At 67.3% G+C, this 18,845-nt stretch carries 16 protein-coding genes and 1 tRNA gene; 5 read left to right on the top strand and 12 right to left on the bottom strand.

The features are described 5' to 3' along the window. Window positions 1–201: 201 nt before the first annotated feature. Genes hemW through rph form a run of 4 tightly spaced genes read right to left on the bottom strand, consistent with a single transcriptional unit; the run spans window position 202 to window position 3,191 of the window. Window positions 202–1,428, bottom strand: a complete 1,227-nt coding sequence (gene hemW / locus AC5P7I_RS02090; protein ID WP_014648283.1) for a radical SAM family heme chaperone HemW — start codon at window positions 1,426–1,428, stop codon at window positions 202–204. Window positions 1,429–1,486: 58 nt separating this feature from the next. Beyond that, window positions 1,487–2,083 carry an RdgB/HAM1 family non-canonical purine NTP pyrophosphatase gene (gene rdgB, locus AC5P7I_RS02085; protein ID WP_032956061.1) on the bottom strand — a complete coding sequence of 199 codons (597 nt, stop codon included), beginning with the start codon at window positions 2,081–2,083 and terminating at the stop codon, window positions 1,487–1,489. After that, the gene (locus tag AC5P7I_RS02080) at window positions 2,080–2,469 is read right to left on the bottom strand and encodes a VOC family protein (RefSeq protein ID WP_495222139.1); all 390 of its coding nucleotides are present in this window, start codon (window positions 2,467–2,469) and stop codon (window positions 2,080–2,082) included. The genes rdgB and AC5P7I_RS02080 overlap by 4 nt, the downstream gene beginning before the upstream one ends. Next, window positions 2,466–3,191 (bottom strand): ribonuclease PH, encoded by a 726-nt coding sequence (gene rph / locus AC5P7I_RS02075; RefSeq protein ID WP_014648280.1) that lies wholly within the window; start codon window positions 3,189–3,191, stop codon window positions 2,466–2,468. Before rph ends, AC5P7I_RS02080 begins: the two co-directional genes overlap by 4 nt. Window positions 3,192–3,315: 124 nt before the next feature. Between rph and AC5P7I_RS02070 the strand changes: the two genes are divergently transcribed. Continuing rightward, window positions 3,316–4,176: a YicC/YloC family endoribonuclease gene (locus AC5P7I_RS02070; RefSeq protein WP_005410888.1), complete on the top strand. Its 861-nt coding sequence runs from the start codon at window positions 3,316–3,318 to the stop codon at window positions 4,174–4,176. A gap of 57 nt (window positions 4,177–4,233) precedes the next feature. Here AC5P7I_RS02070 and selD read toward each other — a convergent pair whose 3' ends face one another. The 8 genes from selD to fdnG form a co-directional block, all read right to left on the bottom strand. Then, a complete protein-coding gene (selD, locus tag AC5P7I_RS02065; RefSeq protein WP_169412100.1) occupies window positions 4,234–5,313 on the bottom strand; it encodes a selenide, water dikinase SelD in 1,080 nt (359 codons plus the stop codon). A gap of 26 nt (window positions 5,314–5,339) precedes the next feature. After that, window positions 5,340–5,435: transfer RNA gene (locus tag AC5P7I_RS02060), tRNA-Sec, on the bottom strand. A 24-nt stretch (window positions 5,436–5,459) separates the two neighbouring features. Further along, window positions 5,460–7,391, bottom strand: coding sequence for a selenocysteine-specific translation elongation factor (gene selB / locus AC5P7I_RS02055; protein WP_262088109.1), 1,932 nt, complete (start codon window positions 7,389–7,391; stop codon window positions 5,460–5,462). Continuing rightward, window positions 7,388–8,812 (bottom strand): L-seryl-tRNA(Sec) selenium transferase, encoded by a 1,425-nt coding sequence (selA, locus tag AC5P7I_RS02050; RefSeq protein ID WP_262088108.1) that lies wholly within the window; start codon window positions 8,810–8,812, stop codon window positions 7,388–7,390. Before selA ends, selB begins: the two co-directional genes overlap by 4 nt. 4 nt (window positions 8,813–8,816) lie before the next feature. Beyond that, window positions 8,817–9,800, bottom strand: coding sequence for a formate dehydrogenase accessory protein FdhE (gene fdhE / locus AC5P7I_RS02045; protein ID WP_262088107.1), 984 nt, complete (start codon window positions 9,798–9,800; stop codon window positions 8,817–8,819). Between the two features lie 231 nt (window positions 9,801–10,031). Continuing rightward, the gene (locus AC5P7I_RS02040; protein ID WP_014648274.1) at window positions 10,032–10,679 is read right to left on the bottom strand and encodes a formate dehydrogenase subunit gamma; all 648 of its coding nucleotides are present in this window, start codon (window positions 10,677–10,679) and stop codon (window positions 10,032–10,034) included. After that, complete coding sequence (fdxH, locus tag AC5P7I_RS02035) at window positions 10,676–11,593, bottom strand: formate dehydrogenase subunit beta (RefSeq protein WP_262088106.1); 918 nt, start codon at window positions 11,591–11,593, stop codon at window positions 10,676–10,678. Before fdxH ends, AC5P7I_RS02040 begins: the two co-directional genes overlap by 4 nt. A gap of 10 nt (window positions 11,594–11,603) precedes the next feature. Beyond that, a complete protein-coding gene (fdnG, locus tag AC5P7I_RS02030; protein ID WP_262088105.1) occupies window positions 11,604–14,672 on the bottom strand; it encodes a formate dehydrogenase-N subunit alpha in 3,069 nt (1,022 codons plus the stop codon). 290 nt (window positions 14,673–14,962) lie between these two features. Between fdnG and gmk the strand changes: the two genes are divergently transcribed. The 4 genes from gmk (at window position 14,963) to AC5P7I_RS02010 (ending at window position 18,843) form a co-directional block, all read left to right on the top strand. Next, window positions 14,963–15,628, top strand: coding sequence for a guanylate kinase (gmk, locus tag AC5P7I_RS02025; protein WP_032956072.1), 666 nt, complete (start codon window positions 14,963–14,965; stop codon window positions 15,626–15,628). Between the two features lie 110 nt (window positions 15,629–15,738). Continuing rightward, window positions 15,739–16,038 carry a DNA-directed RNA polymerase subunit omega gene (rpoZ, locus tag AC5P7I_RS02020; RefSeq protein WP_005410877.1) on the top strand — a complete coding sequence of 100 codons (300 nt, stop codon included), beginning with the start codon at window positions 15,739–15,741 and terminating at the stop codon, window positions 16,036–16,038. Window positions 16,039–16,144: 106 nt separating this feature from the next. Beyond that, window positions 16,145–18,307 carry a RelA/SpoT family protein gene (locus tag AC5P7I_RS02015; protein ID WP_005418955.1) on the top strand — a complete coding sequence of 721 codons (2,163 nt, stop codon included), beginning with the start codon at window positions 16,145–16,147 and terminating at the stop codon, window positions 18,305–18,307. A 149-nt stretch (window positions 18,308–18,456) separates the two neighbouring features. Next, on the top strand, window positions 18,457–18,843 hold the full coding sequence (locus AC5P7I_RS02010) for a RidA family protein (protein WP_005418954.1): 387 nt from the start codon (window positions 18,457–18,459) through the stop codon (window positions 18,841–18,843). Window positions 18,844–18,845 lie beyond the last annotated feature (2 nt).

Raw genomic sequence — 18,845 nt, 5'->3', positions numbered from 1 at the left:
CGGCGAGCGGTACCCGGATTCCCGCGGATCGATCCTGTGAATCTACCGTGTCGGCCGCAGTCGGCGCTACTTTAGGCTGAACGTGTCTCACGTTCATCGGGCAGGGCCGACGGATGAACGGTAGTGCCTGCCGCTGGCCGGCAGCGCTGTCTTTACCAGAGTGTCGGCCAGCGGCCGGCACTACCCGGTATGGCGGAAGGCTTATTCCTCCAGGAACAGGCTCACCACATCGTTGGTGAACCGGCGGCCCAGCTCGGTCGGTTGCACATGACCCTCCGCCACCTCCAGCCAGCCGCGCTGGACGGCCTCGGCCAACGGAGCGTCCAGCACGCCGCGCGGCAGCCCGGTGCGCGACTCGAAATCGCGAAGGCCGAACCCTTCGTGCAGGCGCAGCAGGTTGAGCATGTACTCGAACGGCAGGCGCTCGGCTGCGATCACATCGTCACCCCCGAAAGAGGCCGGCGTGCCAGCGCTGTCCAGGTAGGCCTGCGGATGCTTCAGCTTCCAGCGGCGCAGCACGTGTTCTTCGGCGCCCGAGCTGATCTTGCCGTGCGCACCGGCACCGATGCCCAGGTAATCGCCGAAACGCCAGTAGTTCAGGTTGTGCGCGCTTTGCCGGCCGGGGCGCGCATAGGCGCTGACCTCGTACTGGCCGAAACCAGCCTGAGCCAGCAATGCCTGGCAGTGTTCCTGCATGTCCCAGGCGTTGTCTTCATCGGGAATGCCCTGCGGCGGCCGCGCGAAGAACACCGTGTTCGGTTCCAGGGTCAGCTGGTAGTGCGAGATGTGCGCCGGTTGCAGTGCAAATGCACGCTCCAGGTCGGCCTCGGCGCCGGCCAGGGTCTGTTCCGGCAGCGCATACATCAGGTCGATGTTGAAATTGTCGTAGCCCGCGTCCTGCGCCATCTTCACCGCGCGCTCGGCTTCGCCACTGTCGTGGATGCGGCCGAGGCGCTTGAGCATGGCGTCGTCGAAACTCTGGATGCCGAAGCTCAGGCGGTTCACGCCGGCCGCGCGGTAGCGGTCGAAACGGCCATGCTCGGCGGTGCCCGGGTTGGTTTCCAGGGTGATCTCGGCATTGGGGGCAAAGCGCAGGCGCGCGCTGGCCTGCTGCAGGAAGCGGTCGATCGCCTCCGGCGGGAACAGGCTGGGCGTGCCGCCACCGAAGAACACGCTGTGCACCACCCGGCCCCAGACCAGCGGCAGGTCCTGGTCCAGGTCGCGCAGCAGTGCATCGATGTAGGCCTCGAACGGCAACTCGCCCTTGGCCTGGTGCGAATTGAAATCGCAGTACGGGCATTTGCGCACGCACCACGGCAGGTGCACGTACAGCGACAGCGGTGGCGGCACCAGCCGCGGTGCGCTGTCGTGGTCAGCGGAGCAGGCTTCGCCGGGCAGGTGGTTGCAGTGGTCGTGGGCGTGCGGCATGGGCTTCATCGGTAGTGCCGGCCGTTGGCCGGCTTCCCTGGTTCGATCAGGTCGGGCGTCAGTACAGCGTCGCCAGCTGTTGCTTGAGCTGCTGCAGGGCAACGGCACGGTGGCTGATGGCGTTCTTCAACGCCGGCTCCATTTCCGCGGCGGTCAGGCCGTGGGTGGTGTCCAGGAACACCGGGTTGTAGCCGAAACCATTCGTGCCACGCAGCTCACGGATGATCTGCCCTTCCCAGCGGCCTTCGCAGATCAGCGGCTGCGGGTCGGTGGCGTGGCGCAGCAGCACGATCACCGCATAGAAGCGGGCACTGCGCTGGCCATCGGGAACACCGGCCATCGCGTCCAGCAGCTTGGCGTTGTTGGCAGCGGCGTTGGTCGGGTGGCCGGCATAGCGCGCGCTGTACAGGCCCGGTGCACCACCCAGGGCATCGACGATCAGGCCGGAATCATCGGCCAGCGCCGGCAGGCCGGTCGCTTCGCAGGCGGCGCGTGCCTTCAGCAGCGCGTTCTCGACGAAGGTCAGGCCGGTCTCTTCCACGTCGCCCAGGCCCAGCTCGGCGGCCGAGGTGATCTGCAGCGGCAGGTCGGCGAGGATCTCCTGCATCTCCACCAGCTTGCCGGCATTGTGGCTGGCCAATACCAGTTTCTTCATTGACGGGGCTCCAACAGGTCCCAGGTGTTGCCATACAGGTCGCGGAATACCGCGACCGTTGCATAGGGTTCTTCGCGCGGTGCTTCCAGGAACTCGACGCCGGCGGCCAGCATCGCCGCGTGGTCGCGGTGGAAGTCGTCGGTGTTGAGGAAGAAGGCAACGCGGCCACCGGTCTGGTTGCCGATGCGGCTGCGCTGTTCCTCGTCGCTGGCACGGGCCAGCAGCAGGGCGGCGGCGCTGCCGTCGGTCGGGCCGACCACCACCCAGCGCTTGTGCCCCTGGTCGATGTCTTCGAGCAATGCGAAGCCGAGCTTGCCGGTGTACCAGGCAATGGCTTCGTCATAGTCGGACACCACCAGGGTGGTCAGGGCGATGCGCCGGTTCATGCCGACAGCGCCGCCTGCTGCGCGGCCAGCAGCTCGGCCACGCCCTTCTCGGCCAGGCCCAGCAGCGCGTCCAGTTCATCGCGACGGAAGGCATGGCCTTCGGCGGTGCCCTGCAGCTCGATGAAGCCGCCACCGTCGTTCATCACCACGTTCATGTCGGTGTCGCAGTCGCTGTCTTCGGCGTAGTCCAGGTCCAGCACCGGGGTGCCGCGGTACACGCCCACCGACACTGCTGCAACTGCGCCCAGGACCGGGTTGCGCTTGATGTCGCCACGCTTCATCAGCACGTTCACCGCATCGACCAGGGCCACATAGGCGCCGGTGATGGCGGCGGTGCGGGTGCCACCGTCGGCCTGCAGCACGTCGCAGTCGAGGGTGATGGTGCGTTCGCCCAGCGCATTGCGGTCCACGCAGGCACGCAGGCTGCGGCCGATCAGGCGCTGGATCTCCAGCGTGCGACCGCCCTGCTTGCCACGGGCCGCTTCGCGGTCGCTGCGGGTATGGGTGGCGCGCGGCAGCATGCCGTACTCGGCGGTGACCCAGCCTTCGCCCTTGCCGCGCAGGAAGCCCGGCACGCGGTTCTCGACGCTGGCGGTGCACAGCACGCGGGTTTCACCGAAGCACACCAGCACCGAACCTTCGGCGTGGCGGGTGAAGCCGCGTTGGATGACGACCGGGCGGAGCTGGTCGGGCTGGCGGCCGCTGGGGCGGGAATCGGACATGGTGCGGGTTCCGTAATGGCGAGGGAGTACGCCGCCACGCCCGCGGCCTTCACGGGGCGGGCAAGGGGGCTCTGGTGAGGGCGCTAGGGTACCATTCCCCCTTTGCACGCACCGGACACATTCCATGATTCGAAGCATGACCGCCTATGCCGGCGGCGAGCGGGTCACCCCGTGGGGCACGCTGGGCTGCGAGCTGCGCTCGGTCAACCACCGCTTCCTGGAGGTCGGCACCCGCCTGCCCGAGGAACTGCGGGCGCTCGAACCGCAGCTGCGCGAGCGTATCGCCGCGCGCCTGAGCCGCGGCAAGCTGGATCTGGTGATGCGCCTGCGCGCGCCGGAGGCGGCTGCCAACCTGCAGGTGGACGAGGCTCTGCTGGGCCAGCTGGGCCGCCTGGCCCACCGCCTGACCTCCGATTTCCCGAACCTGCAGGTCAGCTTCACCGATCTGCTGCAGCTGCCGGGCGTGACCCGCGGCGAGGCCACGGATGCCGCCGCCCTGCAGGTCGAGGCGCTGGCCCTGCTGGACCAGGTGCTGGACGGCTTCGTCGAAGCGCGTGAGCGCGAAGGCGGCAAGCTGGCTGCGGCCATCAGCGAACGCGTGGACGGCATCGAACGCATCGCCACCGAAGTGCGCACCTTGATTCCGGCCATTCGCGACGGCCAGCGCGCCAAGCTGGCCGCCCGTCTGGCTGACCTGCCGCACCCGGTCGACCCGGGCCGTGCGGAGCAGGAGCTGGTCCTGTGGCTGCAGAAGCTGGACGTGGATGAAGAGCTGGACCGGCTCGGCAGCCATATCGTCGAGATCCGCCGCGTGCTCAAGCAGCGCGAGCCGGTCGGCCGCCGCCTGGACTTCCTGCTGCAGGAGTTCAACCGCGAAGCCAATACGCTGGGCTCGAAGTCGGTGGACAGCCGCACGTCCAATGCCGCGGTGGAGCTGAAGGTGCTGATCGACCAGATCCGCGAGCAGGTGCAGAACATCGAGTGATGTTGCGTGCAGCGATACAGCAGGGGCGCCTTCGGGCGCCCTTGTCGTTCCAGCGCATCAGCGCACGCTGACGCCCGGCGCCCCTTCACCCAATCGCCCGACCACGGCCGCCTGGCCGAACCCTGCGTCGTGGAAGCAGGCCAGCACCGCATTCACTGCCTCCGGGGTGCAGGACACCAACAGCCCGCCACTCGTCTGCGGATCGGTCAGCAGTGGCTGCCAGTGGCCGGCCAAGCGCTCGGCGAAGCGCACTTCGGCGCCATACGAGGCCCAGTTGCGGGCGGAGGCGCCGGTCACGCAGCCGCGCTGCAGCAGCTCCAGCGCGTGCGGCAGCAGCGGCACCTGTGCACTGTCCACTTCGGCAGCGACGCCGCTGGCGCGGCACACTTCCAGCAGGTGGCCGAGCAGGCCGAAGCCGGTGACGTCGGTCATCGCGTGCACGCCGTCCAGCGCGGCCAGCGGCACGCCCACGCTGTTCAGGCGGGTAGTCGACGCGATCATCTGCCGGTAGCCCTCTGCATCCAGCACTTCTTTCTTCAGCGCCGACGAGTACACGCCCACGCCCAACGGCTTGCCCAGCACCAGCACATCGCCGGCGCGGGCATCGGCATTGCGCTTGAGCCGCTGCGGATCGAGCACGCCGATCGCGGCCAGGCCGTAGATCGGTTCCACCGAATCGATGCTGTGGCCGCCGGCCACCACGATGCCGGCGTCGGCGCAGGCACGCTCGCCGCCCTGCAGGATGCCGCGGATGGTGTCCTGCGGCAGGGTGTTGATCGGCATGCCGACGATGGCCAGCGCGAACAGCGGCCGCGCGCCCATCGCGTACAGGTCCGACAACGCGTTGGTGGCGGCGATGCGGCCGAAGTCGAACGGGTCGTCGACAATGGGCATGAAGAAATCGGTGGTGGCGACGATTGCCTGCCGGTCATCGAGGCGGTACACCGCGGCGTCGTCGCTGGTCTCGCGGCCAACCAGCAGTTCGGCCGGTGCGGGAAGTGCTGGAACGCCGCGCAGCAGTTCGCTCAGCACGCCCGGCGCGATCTTGCAGCCGCAGCCGCCGCCATGCGCGAGAGAGGTCAGTCGTTGCGGGGCATCGGCCGTTGATGGGGCGGGTGACTGCGCGTGCGTGGCCATGCCGACATCTCCTGCGGAAACACGAATGGCGGAAGGCAGCAGGAGTCGAACCTACCAGGGAACGATCGACGCCCCCTACTGGGTTTGAAGCCCAGCCACATGCCCGGATGCGCATGCCTTCCGAAAGTACGGCGGTACCGGTGGGCTCAGTCGCGGGCTGCGTTCCACTGCAAGTCGCCGCGCGGCCGATGCTGGTCACCGACGCGTCGAGTGTAGCCAACGCGATTGAAGAACTCCAAGATCTGGATGCTGCGTTTGCGGCCCAGGCCGATGGCATCGCGGAAGGCCGCCGCATCCACCGCGCCGCTGGCCTGTGACAGCTGCGCGACCATCGCGGCGAGTTCCGCAATGCGTGCGGGTGCATAGAACAGGTCCGGCACCACCTGGAACAGTTCGCCACGTGCGGCGGCGCGGCGCAGGACGGCGCGGACTTCGTCCTCGGCCAAGCCGATCTCGGCAGCAAGGGTGCGCACCCACGGCGGATCGAAGCCACCGGCGTGCAGTTGCGGCAGCACGCGTTCCAGCAGCAGGCGCTCGCGTTCCGGTGGCGCATGGTCATGGCCGGGCAGGCGCCACCAGGCGCCCACGCGTTGCACGCTGCCGTCGTCCAGCAGGTCCTGCAGCAGCGCACTCCAGAGCCCCGTCGCAAGCGCGGGCAGGGTGCTGCGTTGCAGGCGCCCGCTGTCGACACCGGGTTCGTCCGGGCGTCGCTCATGCCAGCTATGCAGCGATGTGATCACCTGCTCGCGCAGCACCTGCCAGTGCGAGGCAAGGATGACCACCGTGTCCTCGCGGGTGATGATGCGCTGTGCGTCTGGAGGAAGATCGATCCGGTCGGCCGCGCGCCGGCAGTAGCGTTGCAGCGCGGCCATGGCAATGCCGAAGGGCGCCTGCTGCAACAGCGGGCCGATTCCCGCACCTGTGGCCAGCTGCTCCAGTGCGCCCAGCCAAGCGAGCCGTGCCGGGCTGCGCCGGCGCCGCTGTGGCGGGTTCGGGTCGAGCACGACGCCACCGCCCAGCGTGTGGGTCGCGGCGGAATCGCGGGCGATGAAGCGATCACCACACATCGCACAGACCGGTGCATCGAAGACCAGCTGCACCAACTGCCCATCACCTTGGTCACGGTCCTCCAGCAGCACCACATGGGCCTGCCGGTGCATCGTGCCCCAGTGGATGTGCAGGGGTGCCCAGGCGCGCAGTGGTGCTGCCCGTGCGGACAGGCGCAGGCGCACATCGACGCGGGTGGTGGCCAGCAGCGCGCGCGGGTCGGCAATCCAGTCGCCACGATGAATCTCGTCGCGGGCGATGGCGGCCAGGTTCAACGCGCAGCGCTGTCCGGCCATCGCGTGTTCGCTGGCCTGGTTCTGCGCGTGGATGCTGCGTATGCGCACTTCAGTGGCGGCCGGCATCAGCTGCAGGTGCTCGCCCACCGCGGCGACACCGCCATGTACCGCGCCGGTCGCCAATGTGCCGTGGCCGGCCAGCGAGAACACGCGGTCCACCGGCATGCGGAACAGCTCGCTGCGCAGCGCGGCCTGGCGCGCGTTGGCCTCGCCGGCGGCCCATGCGTGCAGGTGGGTGCGCAGGGCGTTGATGCCTGCGTCATCGGGGGACGTGCTGTTGCAGGCGAACACGGGGGAATCCTGCAGCGGCGTTCCGGCCAGCAAAGCGGCAATCTCGATCTCGACCCGGGCGATGCGCGCGGCGTCCACGCGGTCGATCTTGGTCAGCGCCACCGCGCCGCGATCCACGCCCAGCAGCTGCAGGATCGCCAGATGCTCGCGGGTCTGCGGCATCACGCCGTCGTCGGCGGCGACGACCAGCAGGGCGACATCGATACCGGTGGCGCCGGCCACCATCGTGTGGACGAAGCGCTCATGACCCGGCACATCGACGAAACCCAGCATCGCGGCGGGGCCTGTGCCGTTCGCGCTTTCCACCGGGACATAGGCATAGCCCAGTTCAATGGAGATGCCGCGCGTGCGTTCTTCCTGCAGGCGATCGGTTTCGATGCCGGTCAGTGCCCGCACCAGGCGCGTCTTGCCATGGTCGATATGCCCGGCGGTGCCGACGATCATGGTTGCAGCATGCTCCATTGGGCGAGGAAGTCCGCTTCGTCGGCCGGTTCCAGGCAACGCAGGTCCAGCCACAATGCGTCCTCGCCGATGCGGCCCAGCACCGGTCGCGGCAGCTGGCGCAGGCGCTTGGCCAGGCGGTCCAGGCCGCCACGTTGCGCAGTGGTGATGCGCAGGCCGGCACTGCCGAGCTGCGCCTGTGGCTGCGCACCACTGCCGATCTGGCTGTGCATCCGTGCCTGTTCAAGCATGTAGCCGGTCGGCAGCGCCGAGCGCAGCGGCGGCAGCAGGCGCTGGGCCTGCGCATCCATGTCCTGCTGCGTGCGCGAGAGCGTACGCAGTGTCGGCAGCCGTTGCGCCAGCAGCTCCGGCTCGCGGTACAGCGCCAGTACCGCCTCCAGCGCGGCCAGGCCCATCTTGTCCATGCGCAGCGCACGCTTGAGCGGGTTGCGGTTGATCCGCGCGATCAGGTCGGCGCGGCCGGCGATGATGCCGGCCTGCGGCCCACCCAGCAGCTTGTCGCCACTGAACGAGACCAGGTCGGCACCGGCCGCCAGTGTTTCCTGCACGGTCGGCTCGTGTGGCAGGCCGAAGGCCGCCAGGTCGCACAGGCTGCCGCTGCCCAGGTCCACCACCAACGGCAGGCCATGGTCGTGCGCGATCGCTGCCATCGCCGCGGTGTCGACCTTGGCGGTGAAGCCGGTGATCGCGTAGTTGCTGGCGTGCACCTCCATCAGCAGTGCGGTGCGCGCGCCGATGGCATGGGCGAAGTCGGCCGGGTGGGTGCGGTTGGTGGTGCCCACTTCCAGCAGCCGCGCGCCGGCACTGCGCATCACATCGGGAATGCGGAAGGCACCGCCGATCTCCACCAGTTCGCCGCGCGACACCACCACCTCGTGGCGGTTGGCCAGGCTGTTGAGCAGCAGCAGGACCGCCGCCGCATTGTTGTTGACCACGGTGGCGGCTTCGGCACCGGTCAGCTCGCAGACCAGCGCCTGCACCCGTGCATCGCGGTCGCCGCGGCGGCCGCGGGTGATGTCGAATTCCAGGTCAACCGGTGCGGTCATCGCGCGGGTGACGGCCTGCACCGCGGCCTCGGGCAGCAGGGCGCGACCCAGGTTGGTATGCAGCACGGTGCCGGTCAGGTTGAACATCGGCTGCAGGTTCAGCCGTGCATCGGCGATGAGTGCGGCGTCGAGCGCCGCGACCAGTGCCGGGCCTTCAATGGCCTGATGCAACTGCTCGGCCGAGAGCTGCGTGGCACTGATGCGCTCACGCAGCGCCTGCAGATGTACGCGCAGCAACTGGGTGATGCGGCTGCGGCCGTGGCCCTCGATCAGTGTTGCCAAGGCAGGCAGGCGCAGCAACCGGTCCAGCGAGGGCAGCGCGGAAGCCGATGCCGGGGTGGGGGGCGTGGCTGTCATCGCCTCACTCGCCGTCGGATTGCCACAGCAGCGGATTCTGGCTGGCGCGTGCATAGCCTTCCTCGCCCAGCAGCAGGTCCAGCGCCAGCGTGCCAAGGTCATCAGCCACCGGTTCCAGCGACGGATCTTTTTCCAGATACAGGATCTTGCGGTAGCTGTGGCAGTGGTCGCAGGTTTCTGCACGTACCGCGCTCTCGCGCACCGCCTGGCCGGTATCGCCGTCGGCATCAGCCAGGGCGCGATAGGCGATGTCCTTCCCAGCGGCGCCACACTGGCTGCACTGCACGCGCACGTAGTGCCACTGGCAGGCGCACAACGAGCACGACAGGTAGCGGTAGGAGGCATAGGGCGGGCGGGCCTGCACCATGCTGGTCACCGGCAGGGTGCCGCACAGCGGGCACAGCCCTGGCGCATCGGCCAGCGGCTTCAGGTCGCTGGGGCGGAAGCTGGCCGCCAGTACTGCCCAATACACCTGCAACGCATTCATCACCAGCAGCGCAGCGACCGCGTCGACCGGGGGCGCGTCAGCGCGTTCCAGCACGGCGTGGGCCTGCGCATCCAGCCAGGTGTCGTCGGCGGCGGCGACGCGCAGCAATTCCTGCCGTGTTTCCGCCGGTAGCCCCGCTTCGTCGGCGCAGTGCCGGCACAGCGTGCGCAGCCAGTCGCGCCAGCGCCCGTCCAGATGAAGCGTGTTGGCGGGCCGCAACGGCATGCCGGCACTGGCGGCCGCGCTGGACTGCTGCGCGCGCGCGTGGTCCTGCAGCGCCTCGCGTTGCTGGGGTGTCAATTTCTCCAGCAGCGCCTGCTGTGCATCGGCCAATGCCGCCAGCAGCTGCAGGTAACCGCCGATGGCGCTGTGCGCGGCCAGGCTGCGCAGGCGCGCCGCGCGTGTGGCGAACAGCGACCCGGTATCAGGCAGGATGATGCGCGGCACGTCGCGCGAGGCGAGCGTCTCGATCTCACCGGGTTCAAGGATGCGTTGCGCCATGCAGGGCCAGCCAGAAGAACCAGCCTCCATCCTCGCCGTTGTCAGCGCTGGCGTCCAGCGCACTGTAGGCCATTTGAAATGGTCGGGGTCAGATCCGTTTTCCATAGGAAAACGGATCTGACCCCATCGGTTGCTGCCGTGTTCATCGTGTCGACCAAGATCGACACCTACCAAAAGCACCGGGGAACTGTCGAAGGCGCCTCTGCAGGTGCAGGGCCGCAGGCCCTGCCGTTACCCCTCTTCCCGACGTCCGCGCAGGATGTCCCGGAACCACTGCCGGTGGTGCTTGTACGCCCACCCATAGGTCACCTTGCCCTGGGTCATCGCCCGCACCGAGCCCTTGATCCAGAGCGCCGCATAGATGTGCACCACGATCGCGCACACCAGCACCCAACCGAACAACGCATGGGCCAGCACCGAGAAGCGGATCAGCCCGATCGGGAAGAGATGGCTGAAGTATTGCCGCCAGATCACGAAGCCGGTCAGCAGCAGTGCCGACAGGCAACCAATGATCGCCCAGAACAGGAGCTTCTGGCCGGCATTGAAGCGGCCCACCGGCGGCAGCCTCTCATCCTCGTTGCGCAGCACATCGCGCATGCCGCGCATCCATGCGCGATCGTCGGCCGTCGGCAGATTGTCGCGCCACATGCGGAACGCCAGAAACGCAAAGCCGACCACCATGGCCAGCCCGATGAACGGATGCAGGATGCGCGTCCACGGGCCGCCACCGAACAGCTGGGTCAGCGGGAACAGCGCGGGATGGAACAGTGCCAGCCCGGACAGCGCCGTCAGCACGAAGCAGATCGCCACGATCCAGTGATTGATGCGGGTCGGCGCGCGGTAGCGGATGATCTGCCGCGGGTGCGGGGCGTACTTCATGGCCGCTGCTCCTCTTCGATCTTCTTCGCCTCGTGTTCGGCTTCCTCTTCTTCCTCGTCATTGACCGTGTTGCGGCCGATGCCGATGTAATGCAGGAAGCCGGCGAAGGCGGTGGCGGCGATCGCCAGCACGCCCAGCGGCTTGGCCACGCCCTTCCAGACTTCCACCATCGGGCTGATCCGCGGGTCCTTGGGCAGGTCGGCGTACAGCTCCGGCTTGTCCACATGCTGCAGCACGTACATCACGTGGGTGCCACCCACGCCCTGCGGGTCGTACAGGCCGGCGTTCCCGTAGCCGCGCGATTTCAGGTCTTCCACGCGGCCGGCCGCGTGCTCGGTCATCGCCTGCTTGCTGCCGAAGGTGATCGCCCCGGTCGGGCAGGTCTTCACGCAGGCCGGTTCCTGGCCCACCGCCACCCGGTCCGAACACAGCGTGCACTTGTAGGCCTTGTGGCCCTTCTTGGAAATGCGCGGCACGTCGAACGGGCAACCGGTCACGCAGTAGCCGCAGCCGATGCAGTTCTCTTCCTGGAAGTCGACGATGCCGTTGGCGTACTGGATGATCGCGCCCGGCGACGGGCAGGCCTTCAGGCAGCCCGGGTCGCTGCAGTGCATGCAGCCCTCCTTGCGGATCAGCCACTCCAGCTTGCCCTTCTCGTCCTCGTACTCGCGGAACTTCATCACCGTCCACGACTGGTCGCTCAGGTCGGGCGGGTTGTCATAGCTGCCAACGCAGCTGCCGACCTCGTCGCGCAGGTCGTTCCATTCCATGCAGGCGACCTGGCAGGCCTTGCAGCCGATGCATTTGCTCACATCGATCAGCTTGGCGACCTGGCCGGTGTGCGCACCGCGCGCTTCCGGCGAGGGCGTGGTGGTGGCCGAGCGGCGGATGATGTCCAGCGATTGCAGTGACATGGCGTGTCTCCTACACCTTCTCGACCTTGACCAGGATGCACTTCGATTCGGGCGTCTGCGAGTTGCCGTCACCGATGGCGTTGGTCAGCGTATTGGCGATGTATCCAGGCTTGGCCGCACCGAGGAAACCCCAGTGGATTGGCACGCCCACCTGGTGCACGGTCCGGCCATCGATCTGCAGGGCCTTGATGCGCTTGGTCACCATGGCGACCGCTTCGATGTGGCCACGCTTGGAACTGACCCGCACGCGGCTGCCGTTGTTGATGCCCAGCTCGTCGGCCAATGCCGCGCCGATCTCGACGAACTGCTCGGGCTGGATGATGGCGTTCAACTTGCCGTGCTTGGTCCAGAAGTGGAAATGCTCGGTCAGGCGGTAGGTGGTGGCCACATGCGGGAACTCGTCCGGCGAACCGATCTGTGCGCGATCGCTGGCGAATACGCGGGCGGCCGGGTTGTTCAGGGTCAGTGCCTGGCCGGGGCTGAGCGGGTTGCTGCGCAGCGGTGTATCGAACGGTTCGTAGTGCTCCGGGAACGGGCCTTCGGCCATGCCGGCCTTGGCGAAGAAGCGGGCGATGCCCTCCGGGTTCATGATGAACGGGCCCATTCCGCCGGCGGGATCTTCGTCGGCCTTGAAGTCGGGCACGTCCACGCTGCCCCAGTTTTTCCCGTTCCACGCCAGCAGCGTGCGCCGCGGATCAAACGGCTTTCCGGCGACGTCGCACGAGGCGCGGTTGTACATCACGCGACGATTGGCCGGCCACGCCCAGGCCCAGCCCAGCGTGTTGCCGATGCCAGTGGGGTCGCTGTTGTCACGCCGCGCCATCATGTTGCCGGTCGGGCCCCAGGCACCGATGTAGATCCAGCAGCCCGACGCGGTGCTGCCATCGTCGCGCAGGTCGCCGAATGCGGCCAGCTGCTCGCCGGCCTTGCGCACCAGTCTGGTCGGGTCCTTCGGATCGAACACGTCGGCCAGCGCCTTGCCGTTGTATTCCATCGCCAGTTCTTCGGGCGTGGGTACCTCAGGGTTGGCGTAGTTCCAGGCCAGGTCGCGCACCGGCTCCCACCACGCACCGCCGTCCTTCTCGTACATCGCTTTGATGCGATGGAACAGCTCGGACATGATCTCGATGTCGCTGCGCGCTTCTCCCGGTGGGTTGGCACCCTTCCAGTGCCACTGCAGCCAGCGCGAAGAATTCACCACCGCGCCGTTCTCCTCGGCGAAGGAGGTGGTCGGCAGGCGGAATACTTCGGTCTGGATCGTGCTCGGGTCGACGTCGTTCAACGCACCGTGGTTCTGCCAGAAGGCGATGGTCTCGGTTTCCAGCGGGTCCATGCTGACCATGAACTTCAGCTTGGAGAACGCGCTGATCAGCTTGCCCTTGTTCGGCGCCGAGGCCAGCGGATTGAAGCCCTGGCAGATGTAGCCGTGGATCTTGCCTTCGTTCATCAGCTCGTACGCCTGCAGCATGTCGTACGGCTTGTCGAGCTTGGGCAGGTAATCGAAACACCAGTTGTTGTCGGCGGTGGCGGCGTCGCCCCACCACGATTTCATCAGGCTGACGTGGAACTTCGGGTAGTTCTGCCAGAACGACATCTGGTTGGCGCGCAGCGGCTTCTGCGTGCGCTTGGCGATGTAGGCCTCGTAGTCCTGCTCGTCCTGTTTCGGCAGGGTCAGGTAGCCGGGCAGCAGGTCGGACATCAGGCCGATGTCGGTCAGGCCCTGGATGTTGGAATGCCCGCGCAAGGCGTTCATGCCGCCACCGGCCACGCCGATGTTGCCCAGCAGCAGCTGCACCATGGTGCCGGCACGCACGTTCTGCGCGCCGATCGAGTGCTGCGTCCAGCCCAGCGCGTACAGGATGGTCATCGCCTTGTCCTTGCCGGCGGTGGACGCGATCATGTCCCAGATCTGGCGGATGCTGTCGGCCGGCGTGCCGCAGATGCGTTCGACCATCTCCACCGTGTAGCGCGCATAGTGCTGCTTGAGCCGGTTGTAGACGCAGCGCGGGTCCTTCAGCGTCGGGTCGCTGCGCACGAAGCCATCGTCACCGTAGGCGTAGTCCCAGCTGGAGCGGTCGTAGCTGCGCTTCTCTTCGTTGTAGCCCGAATACAGGCCGTCCTTGAAGGCGAACTCGTCCTTCACCAGGAACGACATGTCGGTGTAGTTCAGCACGTACTCGTGCTGGATGCGGTCCTCGGTCAACAGGTAGTTGATCAGGCCCCCCAGGAACACGATGTCGGTACCGGTGCGGATCGGCGCGTACACGTCGGCCACCGCGGCCGAGCGGTTGAAGCGCGGATCGACCACGATCAGGCGCGCCTTGTTGTGTGCCTTGGCCTCGGTCACCCATTTGAACCCGCACGGGTGCGCCTCGGCGGCATTGCCACCCATGATCAGGATCAGGTCGGCATTCTTGATGTCGACCCAGTGATTCGTCATCGCACCACGGCCTAGCGTCGGGGCAAGACCTGCCACCGTCGGGCCGTGTCAGACACGTGCCTGGTTGTCGAATGCCAACATGCCAAGGGAGCGCACGACCTTGTGGGTCAGCACCGCGGTTTCATTGCTGGTGGCCGAGGCCGCCAGCATGCCGGTGGTCAGCCAGCGGTTGACCGTCTGCCCGGCCTCGTTCTTCTGCACGAAGTTGGCATCGCGGTCTTCCTTCATCAGCCGCGCGATGCGGTCCAGCGCATCGTCCCAGCTCAGCCGCTTCCACTCGTTCGAGCCCGGCGCGCGGTACTCGGGGTAGAGCAGGCGCGACTTGCTGTGGATGATGTCGGCCAGGCCGGCGCCCTTCGGGCACAGCGTGCCGCGGTTCACCGGATGGTCCGGGTCGCCTTCGATATGGAAGATGCTCGGCTCGGCGTTCTTGGCACCATCGCCGAGGCTGTACATCAGGATGCCGCAGGCCACCGAACAGTAGGTACAGGTGTTGCGGGTCTCGGTCGCGCGGGTCAGCTTGTACTGCCTGACCTCCGCGAGCGCGATGCCGGGCGCGAAGCCCATCAATGCCAGGCTGGAGCCGACCAGGGTTGTCCCGGTCACTTTCAGGAACTGGCGGCGGCTCATCGATGGCATGCCGTTCTCCTGGGATGGCGGGGAGGCACGGGCCTCCGGGCTGTCGTTGGGTACGGCCCGGTTATAGCACAGGCCCCCGCACGCCCATGTGGCACAAGGCCCGGCGCCGGCGGGGCGGGCGCGCAACGGGGCCGCTCTGGTAAAGTTGCGTGCCCGCCCCCCGGGGAAGCGTCTGCCGGGCCTGGTTCCAGGATGTTCCGCGCAGCCCCCGCCGTCCTGGCGCGATCCTCCGCGCCGGATCTGGAACACCGAGGAAAAATTTTGCGAAATCAACCCGTTGGATCCCCCGCATGAGCGCCCCGTCGAAGCCGTCGGACGCCGTTGCGCGCGGCACGCTGTACATCGTTGCCGCCCCGTCCGGTGCCGGCAAGAGCAGCATCGTCAATGCCACCCTGGCGCGTGACCCGCAGATCGCGCTGTCGATCTCCTTCACCTCGCGCGCGATGCGCCCGGGGGAAGTGAACGGCCAGCACTACCATTTCGTCTCTGCGGAAAGGTTCGAAGAAATGATCGCCGCCGGCGACTTCTTCGAGCATGCGTGGGTGCACGGCGACTGGAAGGGCACGGCCCGGCAGTCGGTGGAGCCGCAGCTGGCCGCCGGCCAGGACGTGCTGCTGGAAATCGACTGGCAGGGCGCGCAGCAGGTGCGCCAGCTGGTGCCGGGCACGGTCACCGTGTTCATCCTGCCGCCGTCCAAGCAGGCCCTGCAGGATCGCATGCGCAAGCGCGGCCAGGACAGCGAGGCGGTCATCGCCCAGCGCCTGGGCGCGGCGCGCGATGAAATGCTGCACTTCAACGAGTTCGACTACGTCATCGTCAACGAGGTGTTCGACACCGCCGTGGACGAGTTGTGCGCCATCTTCACCGCCAGCCGCCTGCGCCGGGAGGCCCAGAAGGTCCGCCACGCCGGCCTGATCCAGGCCCTGCTGACTCCCGATCCGGGCGCAACTGACTGATTCCAAAAGAATCGGGTAGGGGTTGGCTTGATTTTGTCCAGCCCCTGCCAGTACACTCCGTCCCCTTTCCCTCATTCGACTGAGCGGCCGACCGGTCGCCGGGAGCCCGTATGGCCCGCATCACCGTAGAAGATTGCCTGGAAGTCGTTAACAACCGTTTCGAACTGGTCATGATGGCATCCAAGCGTGCCCGCCAGCTCGCCAACGGCGTGCAGGCCACGCTGGACAACAGCGAGACCGAGGACAAGCCGACCGTGCTGGCGCTGCGCGAAATCGCCGCCCGCAAGATCGACAACGCGCTGATCGACGAAGTCGAGAAGGCCGAGCGTGAGCGCGCCGAGCGCGAAGCGCTGGAGTGGGCTGCCGCCGAAGTGGTCGCTGACGAAGACATGTCCAAGAACGACGATTGATCGCATCGATCAACGTAATCGTTGGATACACCGAACAGCCCGCCCCGTGCGGGCTGTTTCGCATTCAGGATTTGCCGTAAACGTCGCGCTGGAATAGGCTGCGGGCATGAACCCAGGCCCCACTGCCAAGGTCGCCGCAGCCCCCACTGCCGCCGTACCCGACTACGTCCTCCAGCTTGAACGCGCCGCCCATTACCTGCCGCCGGAACAGCTGCCGCTGTTGCGCCGTGCCTGGGAAGTCGGAGCCTCCGCGCACGCTGGGCAGACGCGCAAGTCGGGTGAGCCCTATATCACCCACCCGGTGGCGGTGGCCCAAGTGCTGGCCGAGCTCGGCCTGGACGTGGAAGCGCTGATCGCCGCGATCCTGCACGACACCATCGAAGACACGCCGCTGACCCGCGAGGCGCTGGCCGCCGAGTTCGGCGAAGCCGTGGCCGAACTGGTCGACGGCGTTACCAAGCTGGACAAGCTGAAGTTCCGCGACCGCCAGGAGGCGGCCGCCGAGAGCTTCCGCAAGATGCTGCTGGCGATGTCGCGCGACCTGCGCGTGATCATGATCAAGCTGGCCGACCGCCTGCACAACATGCGTACGCTGGGTGCGCAGAGCCGCGAAGCGCGCGGCCGCATCGCCCGCGAGACGCTGGAGATCTACGCGCCCATCGCCCAGCGCCTGGGCATGAGCCTGGTCAAGAGCGAGCTGCAGAACCTCGGTTTCAAGGCGCTGTACCCGTGGCGCCACGCCATCATCGAGAAACACATCCGCAGCCAGCCGGTGGTGCGTCGCGAGGCGATGGCACAGGTGGAAGTGCAGCTGTCGCAGCGCCTGGCCAAGGAGGGTATCGAGCATCGGCTGATCAGCCGCATCAAGACCCCGTGGAGCATCTACAACAAGATGCGCGACGAGAACAAATCCTTCGACCAGGTGATGGATGTGTTCGGCTTCCGCCTGGTCGTGCGCAGCGTGCCCAGCTGCTACCACGCGCTGGGTTCGGTGCATGCCACCTTCAAGCCGCTGGATGGCCGTTTCCGCGACTTCATCGCCATTCCCAAGGCCAACGGTTACCAGTCGCTGCACACGGTGCTGTTCGGGCCGTATGGCTCGCCGATCGAAGTGCAGATCCGTACCGAGGAAATGGACCTGATCGCCGAACGCGGCGTGGCCGCGCACTGGACCTACAAGTTCGGCGGCGATTCGCCCAACAGCGCACAGAGCCGTGCCCACGCGTGGATCGTCGAGCTGATCGACTCGCAGCGTGCCGCCGGTTCCTCGCTGGAGTTCCTGGACAACGTCAAGGTCGACCTGTTCCCGGACGAGGTCTACCTGTTCACCCCGAAGGGCAAGATCCTGGCCCTGCCGCGCAATTCCACCGCGCTCGATTTCGCCTACGCCGTGCATACCGACGTCGGCAACATGGCGGTGGCCTCGCGCGTGGACAAGAAACTGGTGCCGTTGCGCACCAAGCTGGTGTCGGGGCAGTCGGTGGAGATCATCACCGCACGCTCGGCCACGCCGAAACCGCAGTGGCTGGAATTCGTGGTTACCAGCAAGGCGCGCACCGCCATCCGCCACCAGCTCAAGCAGCTGGAGCACGAGGATGCCGTGCAGCTGGGCCACCGCATGCTCGACCGTGCGCTGGAGGCGATGGATTCGTCGCTGGAGCGGCTGCCGAAGGGGCGCCTGGATGCGTTCCTGGCCGAACACCGCTTCCCGCGCCTGGAAGCCCTGCTGGCCGAGGTCGCACTGGGCAACTGGATGCCGACCCAGGCCGCGCAGGCGCTGATGGCCTACGCCGAACTGCGTGGCGGCCCGCATTCGCGCCACCACTCGCAGGAAAAGATCCTGATCAACGGCAGCGAGCGTGGCGTGGTCACCTTCGCCGGCTGCTGCCAGCCGATTCCCGGCGACGAGATCATGGGCTACCACACCGCCGGCAAGGGCATCGTGGTGCACCGCATGGACTGCCCGAACCTGGCCGAGCTGCGCAAGTCGCCCGAGCGCTGGGTGCCGATCGGCTGGGACACCACCGTCTCCGGCGACTACGACACCTCGCTGGTGGTTGAAGTGGAGAACGGCACCGGCGTGCTGGCACAGCTGGCCGCTGCCATCGCGCAGAGCCACTCCAACATCGAGCGCGTGGACTACCTGGATCGCGATTTCAACGCCGCGGTGCTGGCGTTCAACATCCAGGTGCGCGACCGCAACCACCTGGCCGAAGTGATGCGCCGCCTGCGCCGCCTGTCGGTCGTGCAGTCGGTACGCCGCCAGTAGGTCCACGCCATGCGTGGATGACGTTCCGCGCACACGACATACGGGGTCGGATCCGTTTCCCGCCGGGAAACGGATCCGACCCCCAGCCGATGCCGCGCCCACCCGGTACAATCACCGCTCTGTTTTCCCCCAAAGCACCGGAGCGACCCATGTCCCGCCAGATCATCAACACCGAAAAGGCCCCCGCCGCCATCGGCCCGTACTCGCAGGCCGTGCGCGCCGGCAACACCGTGTACTTCTCCGGCCAGATCCCGCTTGACCCGGCTACCGGCGACATCGTCGGCGCTGGCGACGTCGAAGCGCAGGCCCGTCGCGCCTTCGACAACCTCAAGGCCGTGGCCGAAGCCGCCGGCGGCTCGCTGGACAAGGTCGTGCGTCTGGGCCTGTACCTGACTGACCTGGGCGAGTTCGCCAAGGTCAACGCGGTCATGCAGGACTACTTCCAGGCCCCGTACCCGGCCCGTTCCACCATCGAAGTCTCCGGCCTGCCTAAGGGCGCCAGCTTCGAGGTCGACGCGGTGATGGTCATCGACTGACC

Source organism: Stenotrophomonas sp. YJH_SMC_138, assembly GCF_059369855.1.
This window is presented reverse-complemented; position numbering and strand designations above follow the sequence as displayed.